Below are 18,754 nucleotides of genomic sequence, written 5' to 3'. Positions count from 1 at the left end.
TCCCCGGCGGTGATAAACGCGGGCAATCTTACCCGATGTTCATGGGGCGCCGAGGCGAATGTCGGATGAAGGTTAGCCCGGCCGGACGGGATTGGTCGCCAGATCGCCGACGACCGTATTCCACTGACGCACGTGGAAGGCGCGCACGAGGCCATTGAGCACGTACGGATCGCGCGCCGCGAACAGCTGCACCAGCTCCGCAGTCTCGCAGTCGAACACGAGGACGGCCTTGTCGGCCGGCTCGGCCATGGCGCCGGCAAGAATCAGCTCGCCGCGCTCCTGCGCTTCCCACGCCAGCGCCAGGTGGGCGTCGCGAAATTCGCCGCGGCGTTCGAGATAGTCGGGGGCCAGATCATAGGTCAGAAGAAAGTGCACAAAGACTCCAGGAGATGGCGCGAGGCCGGATGCATCAATCCTACCGGAAACCCAAACCGGCGGCGCAAGCGTGCCGTCCGGCATCGCTACCATGGGGCAGGCTCTGCCATGTTGGAATAAAACAACTTTTTAGGCTGACAAACCATCATGGAACGTGCATAGAAGAATGCCTCTAAGAACAAAACTCGACAGCAGGCGTAGACTTGGAAGCATGGACACTTCGAAAAAAATGGCGGCGGGACTCACTGGACTGGCCAGCATGTTATGGCTGGGCCTGACCGCTGCCGTCGCGGCCAACCAGCGCCGCCTGGTGTTCAATCCGACGCTCGAGCGCGAAGTGAAAAGTCCCCGTTCGAGCGGTCACCGCACCCGCCCCGTCGTCTTGCGCGCGAAAGACGGCACGCGCCTGGCTGGCTGGCTGATGACGCCCGTCATTCCCGGTCCGCGCCCGGCCGTGCTGTACTTCGGCGGGCGCTCCGAAGAAGTGTCGTGGGTCGCGCGCGACGCCGGCAAGCTGTTTCCCAACATGACCGTGCTGGCGATGAATTACCGCGGCTATGGCGATTCGCAGGGCATCCCGGCCGAGATCCACATGATCGAGGACGGCGCCCTGCTCTACGACTGGCTCGCCACCCGCGGTCAGGTCGACCCCCAGCGTATCGCCGTGGTCGGCCGCAGCCTGGGCTCGGGCGTCGCCGTGCAGGTGGCCCGCGAGCGCCCCGCGCATTCGGTCGTGTTGATCACGCCGTACGATTCGATCCTGGCGATTGCCAAGCGGCGCTTCCGCGTGATGCCCATCGAATACATGCTGCGCCACCGCTTCGAGTCGATCAAGTACGCCCCGATGCTCAAGGCGCCCACCTACGTGCTGCGCGCCGCTAGCGACGATGTCGTGCCCCACTTCCACACCGACCTCCTGGTGGCCAAGCTGGGCGCGCTGGTGGCCGACGACGTGGTGCCGGATTCCGACCACATGACCATCCCGTACCTGGAAGCGACACACGCCATGGTTGCCGGATTCCTCACGCGCCAGTTCAATCAACCGGTGACGCCGGCCGCTGCGGCCGCCGTGGCCGATGCGGTGGCGAATGCCACGCCACCCGTCGAAACGACCGCGGCAGCGCCCGATCTGGCCCTCACCGTAAAATAATCGCCGGATTTGTCAGCATTTATATTTCCAGCGAATAAATTGGGAAGTAAAATCGTATTTGTCATCAACTTGCAGCTTGATGCATATTTGACAGCTTGTGCCCGCAGGGCGCGGGCCTGGCCTCAACGCCCCTCCCCAGATACAAACCGTAACCACTTGCACGGCGCCGTGCTGCGACAATCGCGCAGCCGATCCCATCGCAAGGCATGCGGCGGGTACAATATCGCTATTCCAGGAGCTCAACCATGAAATTCAAGCAACTCAGCATCACCGTGGCGGCCATGTGCCTTGCCGGCAGCGCGCTGGCGGCGCCATCGACCGCACCGATCGCCGCGCCGAAATTCGGCATGGTCTACGATGCGGGCGGCAAGTTCGACAAGTCGTTCAACCAGTCGGCCTTCGAGGGCCTGCAGCGCTTCACGAAAGAGACCGGCGTGAAGGTGTTCGAGGTCCAGGCCAATAGCGATACCCAGGCCGAGCAAGTCATGCGCGGCCTGGCGCGCAAGAAGGTCGACCTGATCGCCGCCATCGGTTTCTCGCAAACCCAGGCCGTGCAAAAAGTCGCGCGTGAATTCCCGAACGTGCGCTTCATCCTGATCGACAGCGTGGCGCAAGGCCCGAACATCGAATCGGTGATGTTCAAGGAGCAGGAAGGCGCGTACCTGGTCGGCGTGGCATCGGCCATGGCGTCCAAGACCAAGAAGCTCGGCTTTGTCGGCGGCATGGACATTCCGCTGATCCGCGCATTCGCCTGCGGCTACGGCCAGGGCGCCAAGGCGCAGGCGCCGAAAGCTGAAATCATCCAGAACATGGTCGGCACCACGGCAGCAGCCTGGAACGACCCGGCCAAGGGCGGCGAACTGGCACGTGCGCAATTTGACCGCGGCGTGGACGTGGTCTTCGCCGTGGCCGGCGGCAGCGGCATGGGCGCGTTGCAGATGGCCAAGACCAAGGGCAAGCTGGCCGTGGGCGTCGACTCGAACCAGAACTACCTGCACCCGGGCACGATGCTGACCTCGATGGTCAAGCGCGTCGACGTGGCAGTGTATGACTCGTTCATGGCTGTCAAGAAAGGCACCTGGAAAGCAGGCGTCACCTACAAGGGCCTGAAAGAAGGCGGCGTCGACTGGGTGCTGGACAAGGATAACCGCGCGGTCGTCACGCCGGAAATCGAAAAGCGCGTCAACGGCGTACGCCAGGACATCATCAACGGCAAGATCAAGGTCATCGATTACCGCGCCGGCAGTTCCTGCCCGGTCTGATCACCTTCATTCCATTCGAAGCGCGCCGCGCCGGTTGATTACCGGTCCGGCGCGCTTTTGAATGATAAGCACACTTCCTTTTTACGACAGATCGCAATGCAGCCAGCCGTAGAATTTCGCAACGTGAGCAAGGCCTTCGGGCCGGTGCAGGCGAACGCCGACGTCAGCTTCTCGATCGCCAAGGGTTCGATCCATGGTGTGATCGGCGAAAATGGCGCGGGCAAATCCACCCTGATGAGCATCCTGTACGGCTACTACCATGCCGACAGCGGGCAGCTCGTCATCAACGGCAAGGAGCAGCAGATCCGCTCGAGCCAGGAAGCCATCGGGCTCGGCATCGGCATGGTGCACCAGCACTTCATGCTGGTCGAGAACATGACAGTGCTCGACAACGTGATGCTGGGGGCCGAAGGTGCCTTCAAGCTGTCGAAGAAACGCCGCGAGACCGAGGTGAAGCTGCGCGAAATCTGTGCGCGCTACCACCTCGACGTCGATCCGCTGGCCGTGATTTCCGATTTGTCGGTGGGCGCGCAGCAGCGCGTCGAAATCCTCAAGCAGATCTACCGCAGCGCCGAGATCCTGATCCTGGACGAGCCGACCGCGGTGCTCACCACGCAGGAAATCGCATCGCTGTTCGACATCCTGCGGCTGTTCAAGGAACAGGGCAAGACCATCATCCTGATCACCCACAAGCTGGGCGAGATCATGGACATCACCGACCAGGTAACGGTGATGCGCGCGGGCCGCCTGGCCGGCGCCGTCGCCACGGTCGACACCAGCAAGGAACAGCTGGCCAACATGATGGTCGGCCGTCCGATCGAAGGCAACCTGCCGCGCAAACCGTATGCGCCAGGCGCCCCGGTGCTGCAGGTCGAGAACCTGCAACTGAAGGACGCGAACGGCGTGCAGCTGCTGGGCGACATCGCCCTGTCGGTGCGCGCTGGCGAGATCGTCGCCATTGCCGGCGTGTCGGGCAATGGCCAGAGCGAGCTGATGCACATCCTGTCGGGCATGCGCCTGCCAACGTCCGGCGTGGTCTCACTCGAGGGCAAACCCCTGCCCTTTGCTGGCCGCTCGAACGCCGACGGCCTGCCCGCCGAGCTGCGCGACATGGGCATCGGCCATGTGCCGGAAGACCGCCTGCGCGACGGCGTGATCAAGGATTTCTCGGTCATGCAGAACACCGTGTTCGGCTACCAGGAGCGCGTCACGAAGGGCATGGGCCTGTTCGATTTCGACGCCATCGCCAAGCGCTGCGCGCATTTGCTTGAGGCTTTCGATGTGCGCCCGAAAGACCCCAACGTGCGTATCGGCCTGCTTTCGGGCGGCAACCAGCAGAAGGTCGTCATCGCGCGCGAAGTCTCGGCGGCGCCGAAACTGCTGCTGGTGGGCCAGCCCACGCGCGGCGTGGACATCGGCACCATCGAGAGCATCCACACGCAACTGCTGCGCCTGCGCGACGAGGGCGTGGCGATCCTGCTGGTCTCGACCGAGCTGGAAGAAGTGCGCGCGCTGGCTGACCGCATCATCGTGATGTCGGGCGGGCGCATTACCGGCGAATTGCCGATCGACGAATTCGACACGACCCGCATTGGCCTGTTGATGGGCGGGATGCACAAATCATGAAAACCACTGAACTCCCACGCTGGGCCTCGGGCTTCGTCCTGCCGGTCCTGAATCTGCTCTCTGCCCTGCTGGTCGCGGCGCTCGTGATCCATCTGCTGGGCGAAAGCCCGGTCGAGTCGCTGCAGATCCTCGTCAACAGCGCCGTCATCAATCCCGAAGGCCTGAGCTACACGCTGTTCTATGCGTCGACCTTTGTGTTTACCGGCCTGGCCGTCTCGATCGCCATGAAGGCGGGCTTGTTCAACATCGGCGCCGAAGGCCAGATGTATCTGGGCGGCCTGGGCCTGACGCTGGCGATGCTGGCGTTCGACGCGACGCTCTCGCCGTGGCTCCTGATCCCACTGGCGATCGTGGCCAGCGCTGTCTTTGGCGCAGCCTGGGCCTTCCTGCCCGGCTACCTGCAGGCCAAGCGCGGCAGCCACGTGGTGGTCACGACCATCATGTTCAACTTCATCGCCGCTGGCCTGATGAACTTCATCATCGTCAAGTACATGATTCCCGAGGGCGACCAGAACCCGGCCAGCCGCACCTTCACCGATGCTGCCGCGATCCCGCTGCTGTCGAACTGGCTGCCGTTCTTTGGCGAGAGCACGCCGCTGAACCTGGCCTTTATCCTCGCCCTGGTCGCACTGGTCGTCTACTGGGTGGCAGTGTCGCGTTCGAGCTGGGGTTACCGCCTGCAGGCGACGGGCCTGAACGCCCACGCCGCGCACTATGCGGGCGTGCGCATCAGCCGCACGATCATCATTGCAATGCTGATCTCGGGCGCCCTGGCAGGCCTGGCGGCGGTGAATTCGATCCTTGGCTCGACCCACTACCTGAGCCTGAACTTCCCGGCCGGTGCGGGCTTCATCGGCATCGCGATTGCGCTGATGGGGCGCCAGCACCCGGTAGGCATCCTGCTCTCGTCGATCCTGTTCGGCGCGCTGATCCAGGGCGGGTTCGACTTGTCGCTGGAAAAACCGAACATCCCGCAAGAGACCTTCATTTTCATCCAGGGCCTGATCATCCTGTTCTGCGGCGCCATGGAAAACATGTACGCGCCGGCGGTACTCAAACTGATCAACGCAACACGCTCCAACAACGGCGCAAGCAAGGGATAAGCCATGGAAGACTTCCAGTTCGCCAGTATCGTCGTCTCCACCATCCGCAACGCGCCGGTGCTGATGTTCGCGGCCATGGCCGGCCTGTTCGCCGAGCGCAGCGGCGTGGTCGACATCGGCCTTGAAGGCAAGATCCTCGCGTCGGCCTTCGTGTCGGCCGGCGTTGCCTACACCTACCAGGATCCGTGGCTGGGCATCGCGGCCGGCATCGTCGCCTCCGTCGTGCTGGCGCTGATCCAGGCCTTCGTCTCGATCACGCAAAAGGGCAATCAGCTCGTGGCCGGCATCGCGATCAATATCGCCATGAGCGGGCTGACGTTCGTCGTCGCCCAGTACTTCTTCCAGCAGGGCGGCCGCACGCCGGACCTCGGGGAGGCGCGCCTCGCGAGCGTCATCCTGCCCGGGACCGAACTGGTGGCCGACGTGCCGGTGCTCGGCTGGGTCTACGGCAGCCTGATCGGCGGGCACTCGGTGCTGGTGTACCTGGCCTTCGCTCTGCTCCCGATCGTGCACTGGGTGCTGTTCTACAGCCGCTTCGGCCTGCGCCTGCGCGCCTGTGGCGAAAACCCGCATGCGGCAGACGCAGCCGGTATCTCGGTCCAGCGCACCCGCTACACGGCGATGATCATCGCCGGCGTGCTGTGCTCGTTCTCGGGCGCCTACCTGTCGATTGTCCAGAGCGGCTTCTTCTTGCGCGACATGTCGGCCGGCGCCGGCTACCTGGCACTGACGGCGCTGGTGTTCGGCAACTGGCGGCCTGTGCACACGGTGCTGGGTTGCATGATGTTCGGCTTCTTTGCCGCGGTGCAGATCCAGATTGAAGGCGTCGACCTGCCGGTCGTGGGCCGCATTCCGGGCTCGCTGATCCAGATGATCCCGTACATCGTTACCGTGGTCGTGCTGGCAGGCCTGATGGCCAAGTCGGTGGCGCCCAAGGCGCTGGGCAAACCGTTCGTCAAGTCTCGCTGATCGTTCGCCGGCCAGTGCCTGAACAATGACGCTGCCGCCCTGGCAGCGTCAAACGTTTCAGGGGTGCACGTACTGCGAAAACTTCGTCTGTACAACGCGTGACCATCGCGCGACATTCCGGAAAAGTCATTGTGCTTCGCACAATTTTTCCGGATTTTCTGTTCCGAATCTGTGAGAATGCAATGCCTTGTGGCAATACTTTGTATGCCACGAATTTTGCTTTTCACCGATAGACGGAATTTCATGAACTTTCAAAATCTCAAAATCCGCACGCTCATCCTCGGCGGTTTCGCCACCATCCTCGCCGCAATGGTGCTGCTGGTTGGCATTGGCCTGTTCCAGATGCAGAAAGCGGAAAACCTGACCGACGAGCTGACCGGCGAGAGCCTGCACCGCCTCGCCCTGCTGCAGGAATGGCAGGCCATCATCGAGACCAATGCCGCGCGCACGATTGCCGCAATCAAGATGACCGATGCGAGCGACGAAAAATACTTCCTCGACGCGATCGCCGAATCGTCCAAGCGGTCGGACGTCGTGCACAAGGAACTGACCACGAGCCTGGCGAACAACCCGGCCGCAATGGCCCTGTTCGCCAAGGTCGACGAGCAGCGCGAAGGCTACCGCAAGGCGCGCAAGAGCGTGATGGCGCAGAAGGCGGCGGGCGACGATGCGGCCGTGCGCAACTTCCTCAATACCGACATGCTGCCGCGCGTGCAGTCGTATCTCGACAGCCTGCGCGCCATCGTCAAGTTCCAGAAAGACGTCGTGGCCGCCGATTCGGTGAAGATCGACGAGAGCTTCGCAACGAGCCTGAAACTGCAAGTCACGCTGGCCGCCCTCGCACTGGTCTGCGGCGGCCTGTTCGCCTGGTGGATCGGCCGTCGCATCACGACCCCGCTCGAAGAAGCCGTGCTGGTCGCGCAGACCGTCGCCACGGGTGACCTGAGCAGCCAGATTGTCGTCCAGGGCAAGAACGAAACGGGCGCGCTGATGGGCGCCCTGAAGGACATGAACGACAACCTGGTCGGCATCGTCAGCCAGGTGCGTAGCGGCACCGAAACGATCGCCGAAGCGGCCGACCAGATCTCGGCCGGCAACCTCGAACTGTCGGCCCGCACCGAGCAGCAGGCCGGCGCGCTGGAAGAAACCGCATCCTCGATGGAAGAGCTGACCTCGACCGTGCGCCAGAATGCGGACAACGCCCGCGAAGCCAATACGCTGGCGCAGAACGCCTCGCAGGTGGCCGGCCGTGGCGGCGACACCGTCGGGCGCGTCGTCCAGACGATGGATGCGATCACCGATTCGTCGAAGAAGATCGTGGACATTATCGGCGTCATCGATGGCATCGCGTTCCAGACCAATATCCTGGCGCTCAACGCGGCAGTCGAAGCAGCGCGCGCCGGTGAACAGGGTCGCGGTTTCGCGGTCGTGGCTTCCGAAGTGCGCAATCTGGCGCAGCGTTCGGCCGCAGCAGCGAAAGAAATCAAGACCCTGATCGGCGACTCGAGCGCCAAGGTCGAGGAAGGCAGCCGCCTGGTGTCGGATGCCGGCGCGACGATGCAGGAAATCGTCGACAGCATCGGCCGCGTGACCAGCATCATGTCGGGCATCGCCATGGCCAGCCAGGAGCAGTCGGCCGGCATCGAACAGGTGAACCAGGCGATCGCGCAGATGGACCAGGTGACGCAGCAGAACGCGGCGCTGGTCGAAGAAGCGGCCGCTGCATCGACGTCGATGCGGGAGCAGGCGAAGGCGCTGTCGCAGCTGGTGTCGACGTTCCGCTTCGAAGCGCAGCAGGTGCGTCCGGCGCTCAAGAGCGTGGCGCGGCCAGCGCTGGGGATGCGCGAGGCCGCATAACCCAGGTCACCTTCTCCACCACATGAAACGCCGGGTTCGCCCGGCGTTTTTTTATGGATGCGCTGTCAACGTAGGGTGGACGGCTGCGCCGTCCACGCGTTCAACCATGTCGCGCAGTGAAGGTGTCATCAAACTGCGACCGAGCACCAGGAGCATGTGGGGAACCTGCAACAAGGTGAAAAAATGGAATCGTGCGCGCAAGAGGATTTGTTCTCTTATCTTAGTATGTGCAATATCATTTTTTTAACAGCCAAGGAATTATTGTAATGAAGACTGTCTCCGTACGCCTCCTGTCCAGCCTGGCCCTGATGGCCGCTTCGTTCTCGGTTTCGGCCGGTCCGAACGTGGTCAAGGCGCTTGAAGTCAAAGGCGTATTCAATGAAAAAGTGGGACCTGCGCCGCAATGTGCGTCCACCCTCGGCGGCAAGCTTGCCGGCCACGGTGAGACGGCTGAAGGTACGCCAGTCGCGTTCGTGGGCGGTGATTGCTTCGCCCAGTCCGGCACGACGTTCACCTTCAGCAAGGGCAAGTTCATCCTGCTGTATCCAAACGGCGACCAGATTTTTGCCGACTACAGCGGCCAGTTCGTTCCTACCGGCGCAGGCACTGCGTACGTCATGAACGGCGGCACCTTCACCATCACCGGCGGCTCCGGCACCTATTTTCACGCAACCGGCGGCGGCTCGCTGAGCGGCACTGAAGACTTGTCGAACGGCGCCGGTACGATCGGGTTGTCGGGTCGTGTTTCTTACAAGCCGAAATAATCGCCGAAACAGCGCCGAGCGACGCTGATACTGCGTCGTGACGGCCTGAGGCAAAAAGAGCGGCATGTAAAAAGAGCGGCGTGTATTCCGCTCTTTTTACATGCCGCTCTTTTACGATTTCTGATGGTGTCATTAACAAGCCGTAAAGCTGACTGGCGCCAAGCGCCGGCCTTGCGCGCGTTACGTCATGGCGTGACCGGATCGACCGGCTCAAAGCCCGCCGCGCGCCGGCTCGAGCGCGCCAGCGTCCAGGCAAAACCGATGCCGGCGGACGTACCCGAATTCTTCAGGTGCAGCGGGCTGTCGCGGTTGGCGCTGCCGGCGTACGATTCGTAGCGCACGTAGCCGAACAGGCGCACGTCGGGATTGAGCTGGCGCGTGGCAAACAGCCCCACGCGCGCCAGCACCAGGCCGGCGTCGGCGCTGTAGGCGTCGCGGCTGGCGGTCGCATACTGCGGCGCGACTTCATAAAAATAGCGGTTGATGCGCTTGTCGCCAAACACCACCGACGTGTTGGCTTCGAACGACCACAGGCCGCGCTCGCCGCGCGTCTCGTAGGCCAGCTTCGGCTCGAACGTCCAGCCCTGACGGCGCAGGCCGCCCCGCGCTTCGATCACGGCGCGCAGTGGCAGTTCGGCGCGCAATCGACTCGTCGCGTCGATATCGGCCACGCGAATTTTCAAGCGCGGACCGAATTCGAACAGCGCGCCCAGATCCGGCATGCCGGCACGTGCCTCGACGTCGTCCGAGTCCGACGGCAACGCACCCGACAGGCCAACATCGAACTCAAGGCGATCGGAGCGGAACAGACGCGCACCGATACCTGACTGGTCGGCGCGCAGCACTTCCCCGCGATACAGCAAAAACGGGATGGGCAGGACGCGGGTGGTGCGGTCGTCGGCGCCGGGATACGCCGGCGTGCTCAGGGCAGCGGCGCCAAGGCCGAATTCCCACAGTGGCAGGCTGGCGCCGGTGGGGGTTTGCGCGTGAGCGTGGAGTGCGGGGAACAGGCAGGCTGCCGCGATGGCGGCCTTCAGTGGGACATGCATGGGGCCTCGGGAGTCTGGTCGGGGGATGACCGGATTCTATCCGAGGCCGTGCCAAAAGTGCACCGCGCGCGCGAACAATCCGCGCGCTGCATGCCGTGGGCTTACGGCCAGATTGCCTGCAGCATCGCGGCCAGGTTATACCCGCCCTTGATCAGCTGGGTCTTGGCGATTTCGGAGCTCGGCACCGGATAATTGGCCGGCACTTCGAGCGCGAAGGTGTAGTAGGTCTCGCCCTTCTTGCCCGTCTGCGGCGTCAGCTTGCCCGGCACCACGTCGGCATACGCCAGCTTGGCGGATTTGAGGCCGTCTTCCACCCACTGCACGGGCCAGGTGGCCACGTCGCCCTTGGCTTTCGCGACCAGCGGCGCGCTGGCGATTGCCACGTCCGCGAACTGCTCCGGCGTGCGCGTCTTGACGCGGCGGAAGGCGTAGTCGACCGTCGTGCTGTCCCAGTACGAGTGGAACGGCTTGGTCAACGCCTTCGGCACGCCCTCCTTGACGACGACCGGCGCATCGCCCGCTTCTGCAGCAGGAATCACCCCTTTGGACAGCGCTGCCAGTTTCTCGTCATCGAGCAGCAGGTTGTTGCCGCCGCGCGAATCGAACACGAGCGCGTCGTCGATCTCGGCGCGCGATTTCGGCACGATGAACTTGCCGTCCTTGCTGACGAACGCCGAACCCACGTGCAGCGGCTGGTGGATGTCGCCGGCAAAGTGCGCCAGCAGGATCAAGGCCTGGCGCTTGGTGAACTTGTGCGGGTTCAGCGCCGGGTCGGTCTTGCCCTGCAGGACAGCGATGCACTGCTCCAGCGTCTGCACGATGTCGACATCGCTCGTGCCGACGCCATGCTCGTGATAGTGATCGAGCTGGAACGGCACGTTGGTGTAGTGGTATTCGCTGTGGCGCGGATTGCCTTCGACGTATTCCACCATCTCGGGCGTCTGCGGGCCGCAGTACGTGCCCTTGACGCAGTCGGCCCAGTTGGCGACCGACGCCAGCGATTCGCCCGGTTGCAACAGCAGCGCGATCTGCTTCTGCGCGTTGGTCCCCTTGAGCAGCTTGTCGGCGATCGAGCCGACAGCGCGGTGGCCGTCACGGCCCCAGGCGGCGGCGTCCGATGCGCCCAGTAATCCAAAGACGCCGGTCAGCGCCAGCACGCATGCGAGTTTTTTCATGATGGTTTGATGGTCTTAATTGAGGCGCACGATGCGCGGGGTAGCCGGGGCCAGCGCGGCGCCCTGCCCTTCGAGTTTTTTCAGATAGGCGATGAAGCCATCCAAGTCGCGCAGGCCGGTATCGATGCGCTGCGTGCCCAGTGCGAATTCCGGATAGCCGTCGCTGCCTTCGGCCAGGAAGTTGTTCAGCGCCAGGCGGTATGTTGCGGTATCAACCAGCGGCTTGCCATCGAGCTTGACGCTGCCCGGCACCAGCCGGGTGCCGGCCGGCCGCTTCGCGTCCCAGGTATAGGTAAAGCCTTGCGAGACCTGCAGGACGCTGGACGTCACGTTCGGACCATCGGCCCACTGGCGTTCGAGCAGGTTGCGGATCTGCGCGCCTGTCAGGTTCATCACGACCGTCGTGTTCCCGAACGGGAGCACGGCCTGGGCCTGGCCAAAGTTGACGGTCTTGTCGGCGCCTGCTTCGAGGTCGCGCCGGATGCCGCCATTGTTCATGAACGCGAACTGCGCGCCCAGGCTGCGCGCAGAGTCCAGCGCCGCATCGGCCACCAGGTTGCCGAGGGGCGATTCACCCGCGTCGTTATTCTTGCGCAGCAGCGGCGCGACGGCGATCTTGGCGATCGGGCGCGTCAAGGCGGCTTCGCTGCGCTCTTTCACTTGCGCGACGTACGCGACGATCTTCGGATCGGCCGGATACTCGCCCGGCTTCATCACCACGTTGGCAACGGTCAGGTTCGAGACCGCGCCGGTGGTTGGTTCGACCTGCATCGACACGCGCGTGAGCAGGTGACCTGCCGTATCGGCCTGGGTCACGACGCGGCCATCGACGTCGCACAGGTAGCCCTGGTGCGAGTGCCCGGTCAGCACCAGCTTGACCGACGGATCGATCTTCTGGACGACCGGGACGATGTCGCCCGTCAGCTTGCTGCAACCGGTTTGCAACGGCGACTCGACCGTGCGGCCGCCCTGGTGCACGAGGGCCACGATGACCTTGGCGCCGGCCGCGCGCATGGCCGGCAGCGCGTTGTTGATCGCTTCGGCTTCGTCGCCGAACGTCAAGCCCGCGATGCCCGATGCGACGACCATGTTCGGCGTATCGCGCAGCACCACGCCCACCAGGCCGACCTTGATGCCCTTGACGGTTTCGATGGTGAAGCCCGGGATGATCGGCTTGCCGGTGACCTTGTCGATCACGTTCGCGCCCAGGTACGTGAATTTGGCGCCGCCGAAATTCGGGGTGAACTTGCAGGCCTTGGTCGGGTGCGGTGAATCGCAGCCGCCGTTCTGCTGGCGCAGCAGTTCCTTGCGGCCGCCGTCGAATTCATGGTTGCCTACCGCGCTCGCGCGCAGGTTCAGCATGTTCATCACTTCGATCGTCGGCTCGTCGGCCCACAGCGACGACAGCGCCGGGCTGGCGCCGACGATGTCGCCGGTTGACACCAGCAGCAACTCCTTGTCTTCCTTGCGCCAGGCCTGCAGGGCCGCAGCCACGGCTTCGGCGCCGCCGGCGCGCATGACCTGGTCCTTGCCGTCAGCGCCCTTGAGCACGTAGCGGCTTGGTTCCAGATTGCCGTGGAAGTCATTGAGCGACACGAGGTTGATGGTGACCGGGCCCTGGGGCGCGGTCACGCAGCCGGCCAGCAGCAGCGCAATGGTGAGTGTGGACAGACGGGCGCTTGCGCGACGCGAGACGATCATGAAAAACACCTTTTATGGAATCGGGCCGGGGTGGCCGGCACCCGAAGAACGGGGCTTGGATAAGCGCAACAGCGAGCATTATCCCATGCCACCTGTGCGCAGGAAATCCTTACAGCAGCAGGGCTGCGGACTTTTTTGATGAAAAAACGGCCGGTGTTTCCACCGGCCGTTCTAACTACCTCATGCTACGAATTGGCGCTGCTTAGAATTCGTAACGCAGGGTTGCCTGGATTGCCCACTGCGACTCGCCCTTGGCTTGCTTCAGGTCTTGACGCTCGACGTCGTTACGCACGACGTAGACATAACGACCCTGTGCATCGATACCAGCGACGTCGACGAAGCTGCGTGCCTGGCCACCGGAGCCCTGGAAGCTGATCTCTTCGGTACGGCCCCATTTCTTGTTCAGCAGGTTGCCGAAGTTCATGAAGTCGAGCGAGAAGGTCGCCTTGTTGCGTGCGAAGATGCCCGGGATTTCCTGGCTGATGCGCACGTCGAAGGTGTTGACCCATTCAGCGGTCGAGTTGTTACGCTTGACGACACCACCGGCAGCCTTGCTCAGGCCCTTGTTCGCATTGACGACGTCCCAGAAGCGCTGCTCGTTGGCACGGTTGGTTGCGGTGTCACCTGCAAACGCGACTTCGTTCGAACCGAAGGCGGTCGGGATGTACATCAGGTCGTTACCGGCCAGATTGTCACCGTTCATGTCGTTGTTGAACGTCCAGCTGTATGGACGGCCTTCACGACCTTCGTAGAAGACGCCCAGACGCGTGTTGTAGCCTTCGAAGAATTTCTTCTGGAAGTTCATCAGCGCATTGACGCGATTCTTGATGGCGTAGCTCGAGGTTGCGGCAACTTCTTCGTTCGGGTTGAACGACGAACGGCCGTTGAAGTTCGAGTTGGCCACCGACGACGTCAGCGGCGAGACTTCGGTCGCATCGGTGTAGGTGTACGCCACCGACCAGCCAAAGCCCTTGGTCATCGGCTGCGACAGCGACATGGTCAGCACTTTCGCGTCGCCCTTGTCGGTATCACGCGCCACCAGCACGTTGCCGAAGCTGCGGTTGTTCAGCGAACGGTTGACCGCGCCGCAGCTGGTGATGATGTTCGCCGTGTTGTTCGACACGCCGTAGCACGCCGTGCTCAGGCCGGCTGCGTTCCAGAACAGCGGACGGCCATCCGAACCGTTGCGCGTTGCTGCGCCCAGGTTCAGGTGCTCGTAATAGATGCCGTTCTTGTTCTTGGTGTACAGCGCTTCAGCGCCGAAGACCAGACCGTACCATGGAAGTTCGGTGTCGAACGCCAGGTTGGTTTTCCAGATCGATGGCTGACGGAAGCTTGGATCCAGGAAGTTGACGTCTGCGGCCGGAATCGCGCCGGAAATGGCAGGCTGGGCGTCAGGATTGAAGCTGGTCAGGCCGCCGGTGGTCGGGCAGCGGGTGGCGCCAGTGCCCGAGCAGCTGATCGTGGCGGTGGCCACGCCGGTGCCCGAGAACGGGTTCGACATCCACACCGTGGCTGCCGCGCCCTGGAACAGGCCGAAGCCGCCGCGGATCTGGGTTGGACGTGGCGACTTGTCGAAGCGGTAGTTGAAACCGAAGCGTGGCTGGATCAGGTCGGTACCGTCGATGGTGCGGGTGTTGTCCAGACCGAAGCCGCCGGACTGGCGCACGCCGGTGGCTGGGTTGCCGGCCACCAGTGGCTGGCCAGCAGCGACGTTGGCCAATGGACGGCCGCCGACATCGTTACGGTCGTAGCGCACGCCGTAGGTCAGGGTCAGCTGGTCGTTGACAGTCCAGGTGTCTTGCAGGAACAGGCCGGTGTTCTTGGTGCTGAACTCGGCGACCGCATCGTTCAGCGACGCGCCTGGCAGCGCGCGCTGCTGGCTGTAGCTCAGTGGACGACCCTTCTGGAAGTTCTCCAGAACGGCGCGCTGAACCTGGTCATTGGTTGCGCGTGCGCAGCTTGGCAGTGCGCCGAAGCTGTAGAAGTTCGCGTCCGCCGAATCCAGACAGGCGTAGGTGTACGAACCGTTGATACCCTGCAGGAACGCGTTGTAGACATCGTTCTTGGTGTAGTCGGCACCGAACTTCATTTCATGGTCGCCCACGATCCAGTTGGCGCCGGCGTACAGGTCCTTGGTCTTGTTGCGCAGCACGTTGTTGTGACGGCTGAACTCGGTACCAAAGTTGATGTTACGGTTGGCGGTCGACAGGCCGCTTGGTGCGCCAGCCGGCAGTGCGCCGCTGAACTGCAGGGCCATCGATGGCGTGCGGGTTGCGTTGACCGGGACCGAATCGTAATCGCGGTTCGAGAACTTGAGCTCGGTCGAGAAGTTCGGGGTCCAGTCCGAGAACAACTGGGCGACGGTGGTCTCGATCGACTTGCCCTGGTTGTAGAAGCTCGACGACAGGCCGACACCGGTGGCCGAGAAGCCCGGGTAGAACGGCTCGCCCTGTTCGGTCTTGGCGTAACGCAGGTTGGCGCGGTGTTCGTCGGTGATGTTCCAGTCGAACTTCACCAGGCGCTCTTTCGAGGTCAGCATCGAGCCGGTCGGCACGGCAGTGCTGCCGATGTCGACGCCGTAGGTCTGCTGGGCGATGCGCTGGGCTTCCGAGATGGACGACTGGCTGATGCCCACGGTGGTGCCGGCGCCGCTGCCGATAGCGCCAAACTCAGGGCTCGAACGCGAGCTTTCGAAGTTTTCGGCCAGAGCGTAGATGAACAGCTTGTCCTGGATCAGCGGACCCGATGCCCAGACACCCTTGGTGGTTTCTTTCGATTTCGGCGCGTCGGTGTAGACGTCGGTGATCGGGTTGTAACGGTCGCCCGACATCGTGTCGTTGCGGAACACGTAGTACACGCCGCCCTTGTAGGTGTTGGTACCCGACTTGGTCACGGCGTTGATGTTCGCGCCGGTGTAGCCCTTCTGGGTGACGTCGTAGTTGGCGACGTTGACCTGCACCGACTGGATCGCTTCGATCGAGATCGGCTGACGCGCGGTCGGGCTGCCATTGGCTTCCAGGCCGAAGGTGTCATTGATTGCGACGCCGTCGATGGTGGTCGAGTTGTAGCGCGAGTTCTGGCCGGCGACCGAGATTTCGCCACGGTCCTTGTCGGTCTGCGACACGCGCGGGTCGGCACGCGCATAGTCTTGCAGGTTACGCTGGATCGACGCCTGGGTCTGGAGCTGGGTGTTGCTGATGGCGGTGCCCGCACCCATGTTGTTGCTCGTGAAGACTTCCGAACGCGATGCGGTACCGGCGATGGTCACGGTCTGCACGCCCAGGGTGGCGTCGACTTCTGCGGTTTGCGCCAGGTCGAGGAAGACGTTGTTACGGGTTTGGGTGATGCCATCTTTGGTGATGGTGATCGTGTACGGACCACCCACGCGCAGACCGCGTGCAACGTAGCGGCCTTCAGCGTCGGTGACGACATTGCTGACAGAACCCGACTCGGTGTGCAGGATCTGCACTTGCGCGCCGGCAGCCGGCTGACCCGAGACGTTCGAGATACGGCCACCGACGGCCGAAGTAGTGTTCTGTGCGAACGACGGCGACGCCGCCAACGCAACTGACAAAGCCAGCGCCAACTTGGTGAGCCGGATCTGCTGTTGAGTGATCATTGATTACCCCAAAAAGAACTTCAAAGTTGTTTGTTGGACGTCCGGCGGACGTCCTCCCCTGCTTTACTGCTTGTTGTATTCGTCGTGCCGCGCCAGTGATTCAGCCGGCAAGCGGCTGCGATTGTATCGGTACAATGTTTCAACAAAATGACACGATGTGTGGTTTGATTTACACCAGAATTGCGCCAATATGCATCAGCGTTTTCAGCCCGACAAATTCAATTTGGCTTGGCTATTCAGAGCTTTTCCGTATAAATCATCCCGCCGGCGTTGTCGTTACGCGACAGAAATCGTGTCATTTGGCGCGCTTTATGACATGGCGGAATTATATGCGTGGCATTCCACGGCGAAATTTTTTCGGTGAAAAATCAGTAGAACCAGCGGTGCAACACAGAATTGTGTAGCGAGAAGACGACAAACCTTTCTTCCCGGTTAACTTAGTGCCGAAAAGTCGAAGGTTGTTTATGACAGGCAGGCGATCCGGCGAGCGCCGGATCGAGGGTGACACACTTTATTTCACGCGCGCTGCCTGGGTCGCCATGGCGGCGACCTGCGCCTCGAATCGGGCGTAGCGCCCATCGAGCTGTTTTGTTAAGCGTTGCTTTTCTGCCACAGGCAGGAAGGCGTAGCGGATGCTGTTGTACGACGCTTTCTTGATTTCCGCGTAAGACGGCTTGAACTGGCTGGCAAATTGCACGTACTCGTGGGACAGCGTGTGGCGGGTCACGCCGGCATCGTCGGTCGAAATCACGTACGGCACGCCATACTTGCGGTACAGGTGGATCGGATGATCCGCGCCGGCCACGCCGCTGATGAACGCGTTCGAGGTCAGGTTGATCTCGACCGGAATATCCTTCTCGCGCATCGTCTTGATGATGGCCGGTGCATTGGCTTCATGCGCCAAGTCCAGGCCATGGCCGATGCGGTCGGCGCCGGCAATGCCAAGGGCGCTGTCGATGTGGAACTTCAGGCCTTCCGGCGGCACCTCGCCCAGCGCCAGCTCGCCCGCATGCATCGCGACTTTCACGTCCGGGTACACCGTCTTCAGGAAGCGGAACATCTTCATGTGCAGCAGGTAGTCGCGCATCGACACGTGCAGGCTTTCCTGGCCGACGATGTTGACGCCGACGATGCGCCCGCCCTTGACGGCGGCCTTGAAGCTCGACACCATCGCCGAGAACACCTGCGACGGTGCCAAAAGGCGCAGCGTGTAGTTCTGATAACGCATCGTGAAGCGCTCGTCGTCAATCCCTTCCGATGCAGCATTGATCTGCGCGACGAAGCTGTCGATCGACGTGTTGTAGGCCGCGTTGGCGTCCAGTGCTGCCAGCTCGGCGCGTAACTGGGCGCCCAGCGCCGCGTCGTCGTTCACACTGGCGCGGGTGCTCGTGTCGAAGGCGGCGTTGGCCACGAACGGCGAAAGCAGGAACATCGTTTCGATGTAGCCGACATTCTCGGCGATGGCGCGCGCCTTGATCTCCTGCAGGCCTTCGCGCAGATTGTCGTTGGCCACCGGGCCAAAGTAGCCGAAGGTGCCGAAGAACAGGCGGTCCGGCGCCGGCTGGATGGCGACGTGGTTGCTGAAATCCTTGTTCGACCAGCGCTTGACCAGCTCGCGCCAGGTGTTTTCGTCGGCGTTGACTTGCGCGCCCGACAGGCAGGCGCGTTCAGCGGCCGGTTTGGCGCGCTGCGCGGCGATGGTCGCCTTGTCGGTCTCGATGCGGTAGGTGTTCTTGTCGATGCAGAAACCCTGCTTGTCGACGAAATCGACATAGGTCTCGGCATAGATCGCGCCCGAATAATGGTGGTGCAAATCGCCACCCTTGGGCATCTGCGTGAAGAACATCGTCAGCTCGGACAGGCGCGGCGTGCTGCCCTCGATCAGGCTGGCGTAGTGGCGCGCGGTGGCCGCTTCGTTGGCGGTGACCGATGGCGCACGGGCCAGGACGGGCGAAGCGACGACGGCCAGCGCCAGCAGCGCACTGCCGGGCAAATACTTGTGCATGGTGATACTTTCAGGGTGGATGGCAAGCGTCAGACTCTAACGCCTTCGTGCGGGGTTGGCAATATTGCAGCTTGGACCGCCGCCGTGACTTTTGTA

General features: G+C 62.7%; 13 protein-coding genes. 7 read left to right on the top strand and 6 right to left on the bottom strand.

Annotation, left to right across the window (positions count from 1 at the left end; translation table 11 throughout):
* Positions 1–72 precede the first annotated feature (72 nt).
* Entirely contained in the window at positions 73–375 is a 303-nt protein-coding gene (locus tag ACZ0AJ_RS01755; protein ID WP_183557384.1) for a YciI-like protein, read from the bottom strand.
* A gap of 211 nt (positions 376–586) precedes the next feature.
* Between ACZ0AJ_RS01755 and ACZ0AJ_RS01750 the strand changes: the two genes are divergently transcribed.
* The 7 genes from ACZ0AJ_RS01750 to ACZ0AJ_RS01720 all read left to right on the top strand — a co-directional run bounded on the left by ACZ0AJ_RS01750 (position 587) and on the right by ACZ0AJ_RS01720 (position 9,106).
* Positions 587–1,525: an alpha/beta hydrolase gene (locus tag ACZ0AJ_RS01750; protein WP_499453584.1), complete on the top strand. Its 939-nt coding sequence runs from the start codon at positions 587–589 to the stop codon at positions 1,523–1,525.
* A gap of 245 nt (positions 1,526–1,770) precedes the next feature.
* Complete coding sequence (locus tag ACZ0AJ_RS01745) at positions 1,771–2,787, top strand: BMP family lipoprotein (RefSeq protein WP_332530145.1); 1,017 nt, start codon at positions 1,771–1,773, stop codon at positions 2,785–2,787.
* Positions 2,788–2,883: 96 nt separating this feature from the next.
* A complete protein-coding gene (locus ACZ0AJ_RS01740; protein ID WP_499453582.1) occupies positions 2,884–4,413 on the top strand; it encodes an ABC transporter ATP-binding protein in 1,530 nt (509 codons plus the stop codon).
* Positions 4,410–5,516, top strand: a complete 1,107-nt coding sequence (locus tag ACZ0AJ_RS01735; protein WP_183557372.1) for an ABC transporter permease — start codon at positions 4,410–4,412, stop codon at positions 5,514–5,516. The genes ACZ0AJ_RS01740 and ACZ0AJ_RS01735 overlap by 4 nt, the downstream gene beginning before the upstream one ends.
* 3 nt (positions 5,517–5,519) lie before the next feature.
* Positions 5,520–6,485 (top strand): ABC transporter permease, encoded by a 966-nt coding sequence (locus ACZ0AJ_RS01730; protein WP_183557370.1) that lies wholly within the window; start codon positions 5,520–5,522, stop codon positions 6,483–6,485.
* 243 nt (positions 6,486–6,728) lie between these two features.
* Positions 6,729–8,342, top strand: coding sequence for a methyl-accepting chemotaxis protein (locus tag ACZ0AJ_RS01725; protein WP_499453579.1), 1,614 nt, complete (start codon positions 6,729–6,731; stop codon positions 8,340–8,342).
* Positions 8,343–8,608: 266 nt separating this feature from the next.
* A complete protein-coding gene (locus ACZ0AJ_RS01720; RefSeq protein WP_499453577.1) occupies positions 8,609–9,106 on the top strand; it encodes a hypothetical protein in 498 nt (165 codons plus the stop codon).
* 185 nt (positions 9,107–9,291) lie between these two features.
* Here ACZ0AJ_RS01720 and ACZ0AJ_RS01715 read toward each other — a convergent pair whose 3' ends face one another.
* From ACZ0AJ_RS01715 to ACZ0AJ_RS01695, 5 genes are all read right to left on the bottom strand, one after another.
* The gene (locus tag ACZ0AJ_RS01715; RefSeq protein WP_499453575.1) at positions 9,292–10,155 is read right to left on the bottom strand and encodes a MipA/OmpV family protein; all 864 of its coding nucleotides are present in this window, start codon (positions 10,153–10,155) and stop codon (positions 9,292–9,294) included.
* A gap of 101 nt (positions 10,156–10,256) precedes the next feature.
* The gene (locus tag ACZ0AJ_RS01710) at positions 10,257–11,330 is read right to left on the bottom strand and encodes a S1/P1 nuclease (RefSeq protein WP_499453573.1); all 1,074 of its coding nucleotides are present in this window, start codon (positions 11,328–11,330) and stop codon (positions 10,257–10,259) included.
* 15 nt (positions 11,331–11,345) lie between these two features.
* Positions 11,346–13,031 (bottom strand): bifunctional metallophosphatase/5'-nucleotidase, encoded by a 1,686-nt coding sequence (locus tag ACZ0AJ_RS01705; protein ID WP_499453571.1) that lies wholly within the window; start codon positions 13,029–13,031, stop codon positions 11,346–11,348.
* A 202-nt stretch (positions 13,032–13,233) separates the two neighbouring features.
* Complete coding sequence (locus ACZ0AJ_RS01700) at positions 13,234–16,653, bottom strand: TonB-dependent receptor (protein WP_499453569.1); 3,420 nt, start codon at positions 16,651–16,653, stop codon at positions 13,234–13,236.
* Between the two features lie 511 nt (positions 16,654–17,164).
* Positions 17,165–18,658 carry an adenosine deaminase gene (locus ACZ0AJ_RS01695; protein ID WP_499453567.1) on the bottom strand — a complete coding sequence of 498 codons (1,494 nt, stop codon included), beginning with the start codon at positions 18,656–18,658 and terminating at the stop codon, positions 17,165–17,167.
* Between the last annotated feature and the right edge of the window lie 96 nt (positions 18,659–18,754).

The sequence above is a fragment of the Telluria sp. AC161 genome (genome assembly GCF_979258535.1).
Note: the sequence above shows the minus strand (reverse complement) of the source record. Positions and strands in the feature narration are given on the sequence as shown.

Bases quoted from the DNA above. Each gene is read 5' to 3' on its own strand.
- ACZ0AJ_RS01750 (WP_499453584.1), top strand. From the start codon at position 587: ATGGACACTTCGAAAAAAATGGCGGCGGGACTCACTGGACTGGCCAGC.
- ACZ0AJ_RS01745 (WP_332530145.1), top strand. From the start codon at position 1,771: ATGAAATTCAAGCAACTCAGCATCACCGTGGCGGCCATGTGCCTTGCC.
- ACZ0AJ_RS01740 (WP_499453582.1), top strand. From the start codon at position 2,884: ATGCAGCCAGCCGTAGAATTTCGCAACGTGAGCAAGGCCTTCGGGCCG.
- ACZ0AJ_RS01735 (WP_183557372.1), top strand. From the start codon at position 4,410: ATGAAAACCACTGAACTCCCACGCTGGGCCTCGGGCTTCGTCCTGCCG.
- ACZ0AJ_RS01730 (WP_183557370.1), top strand. From the start codon at position 5,520: ATGGAAGACTTCCAGTTCGCCAGTATCGTCGTCTCCACCATCCGCAAC.
- ACZ0AJ_RS01725 (WP_499453579.1), top strand. From the start codon at position 6,729: ATGAACTTTCAAAATCTCAAAATCCGCACGCTCATCCTCGGCGGTTTC.
- ACZ0AJ_RS01720 (WP_499453577.1), top strand. From the start codon at position 8,609: ATGAAGACTGTCTCCGTACGCCTCCTGTCCAGCCTGGCCCTGATGGCC.
- ACZ0AJ_RS01715 (WP_499453575.1), bottom strand. From the start codon at position 10,155: ATGCATGTCCCACTGAAGGCCGCCATCGCGGCAGCCTGCCTGTTCCCC.
- ACZ0AJ_RS01710 (WP_499453573.1), bottom strand. From the start codon at position 11,330: ATGAAAAAACTCGCATGCGTGCTGGCGCTGACCGGCGTCTTTGGATTA.
- ACZ0AJ_RS01705 (WP_499453571.1), bottom strand. From the start codon at position 13,031: ATGATCGTCTCGCGTCGCGCAAGCGCCCGTCTGTCCACACTCACCATT.
- ACZ0AJ_RS01700 (WP_499453569.1), bottom strand. From the start codon at position 16,653: ATGATCACTCAACAGCAGATCCGGCTCACCAAGTTGGCGCTGGCTTTG.
- ACZ0AJ_RS01695 (WP_499453567.1), bottom strand. From the start codon at position 18,658: ATGCACAAGTATTTGCCCGGCAGTGCGCTGCTGGCGCTGGCCGTCGTC.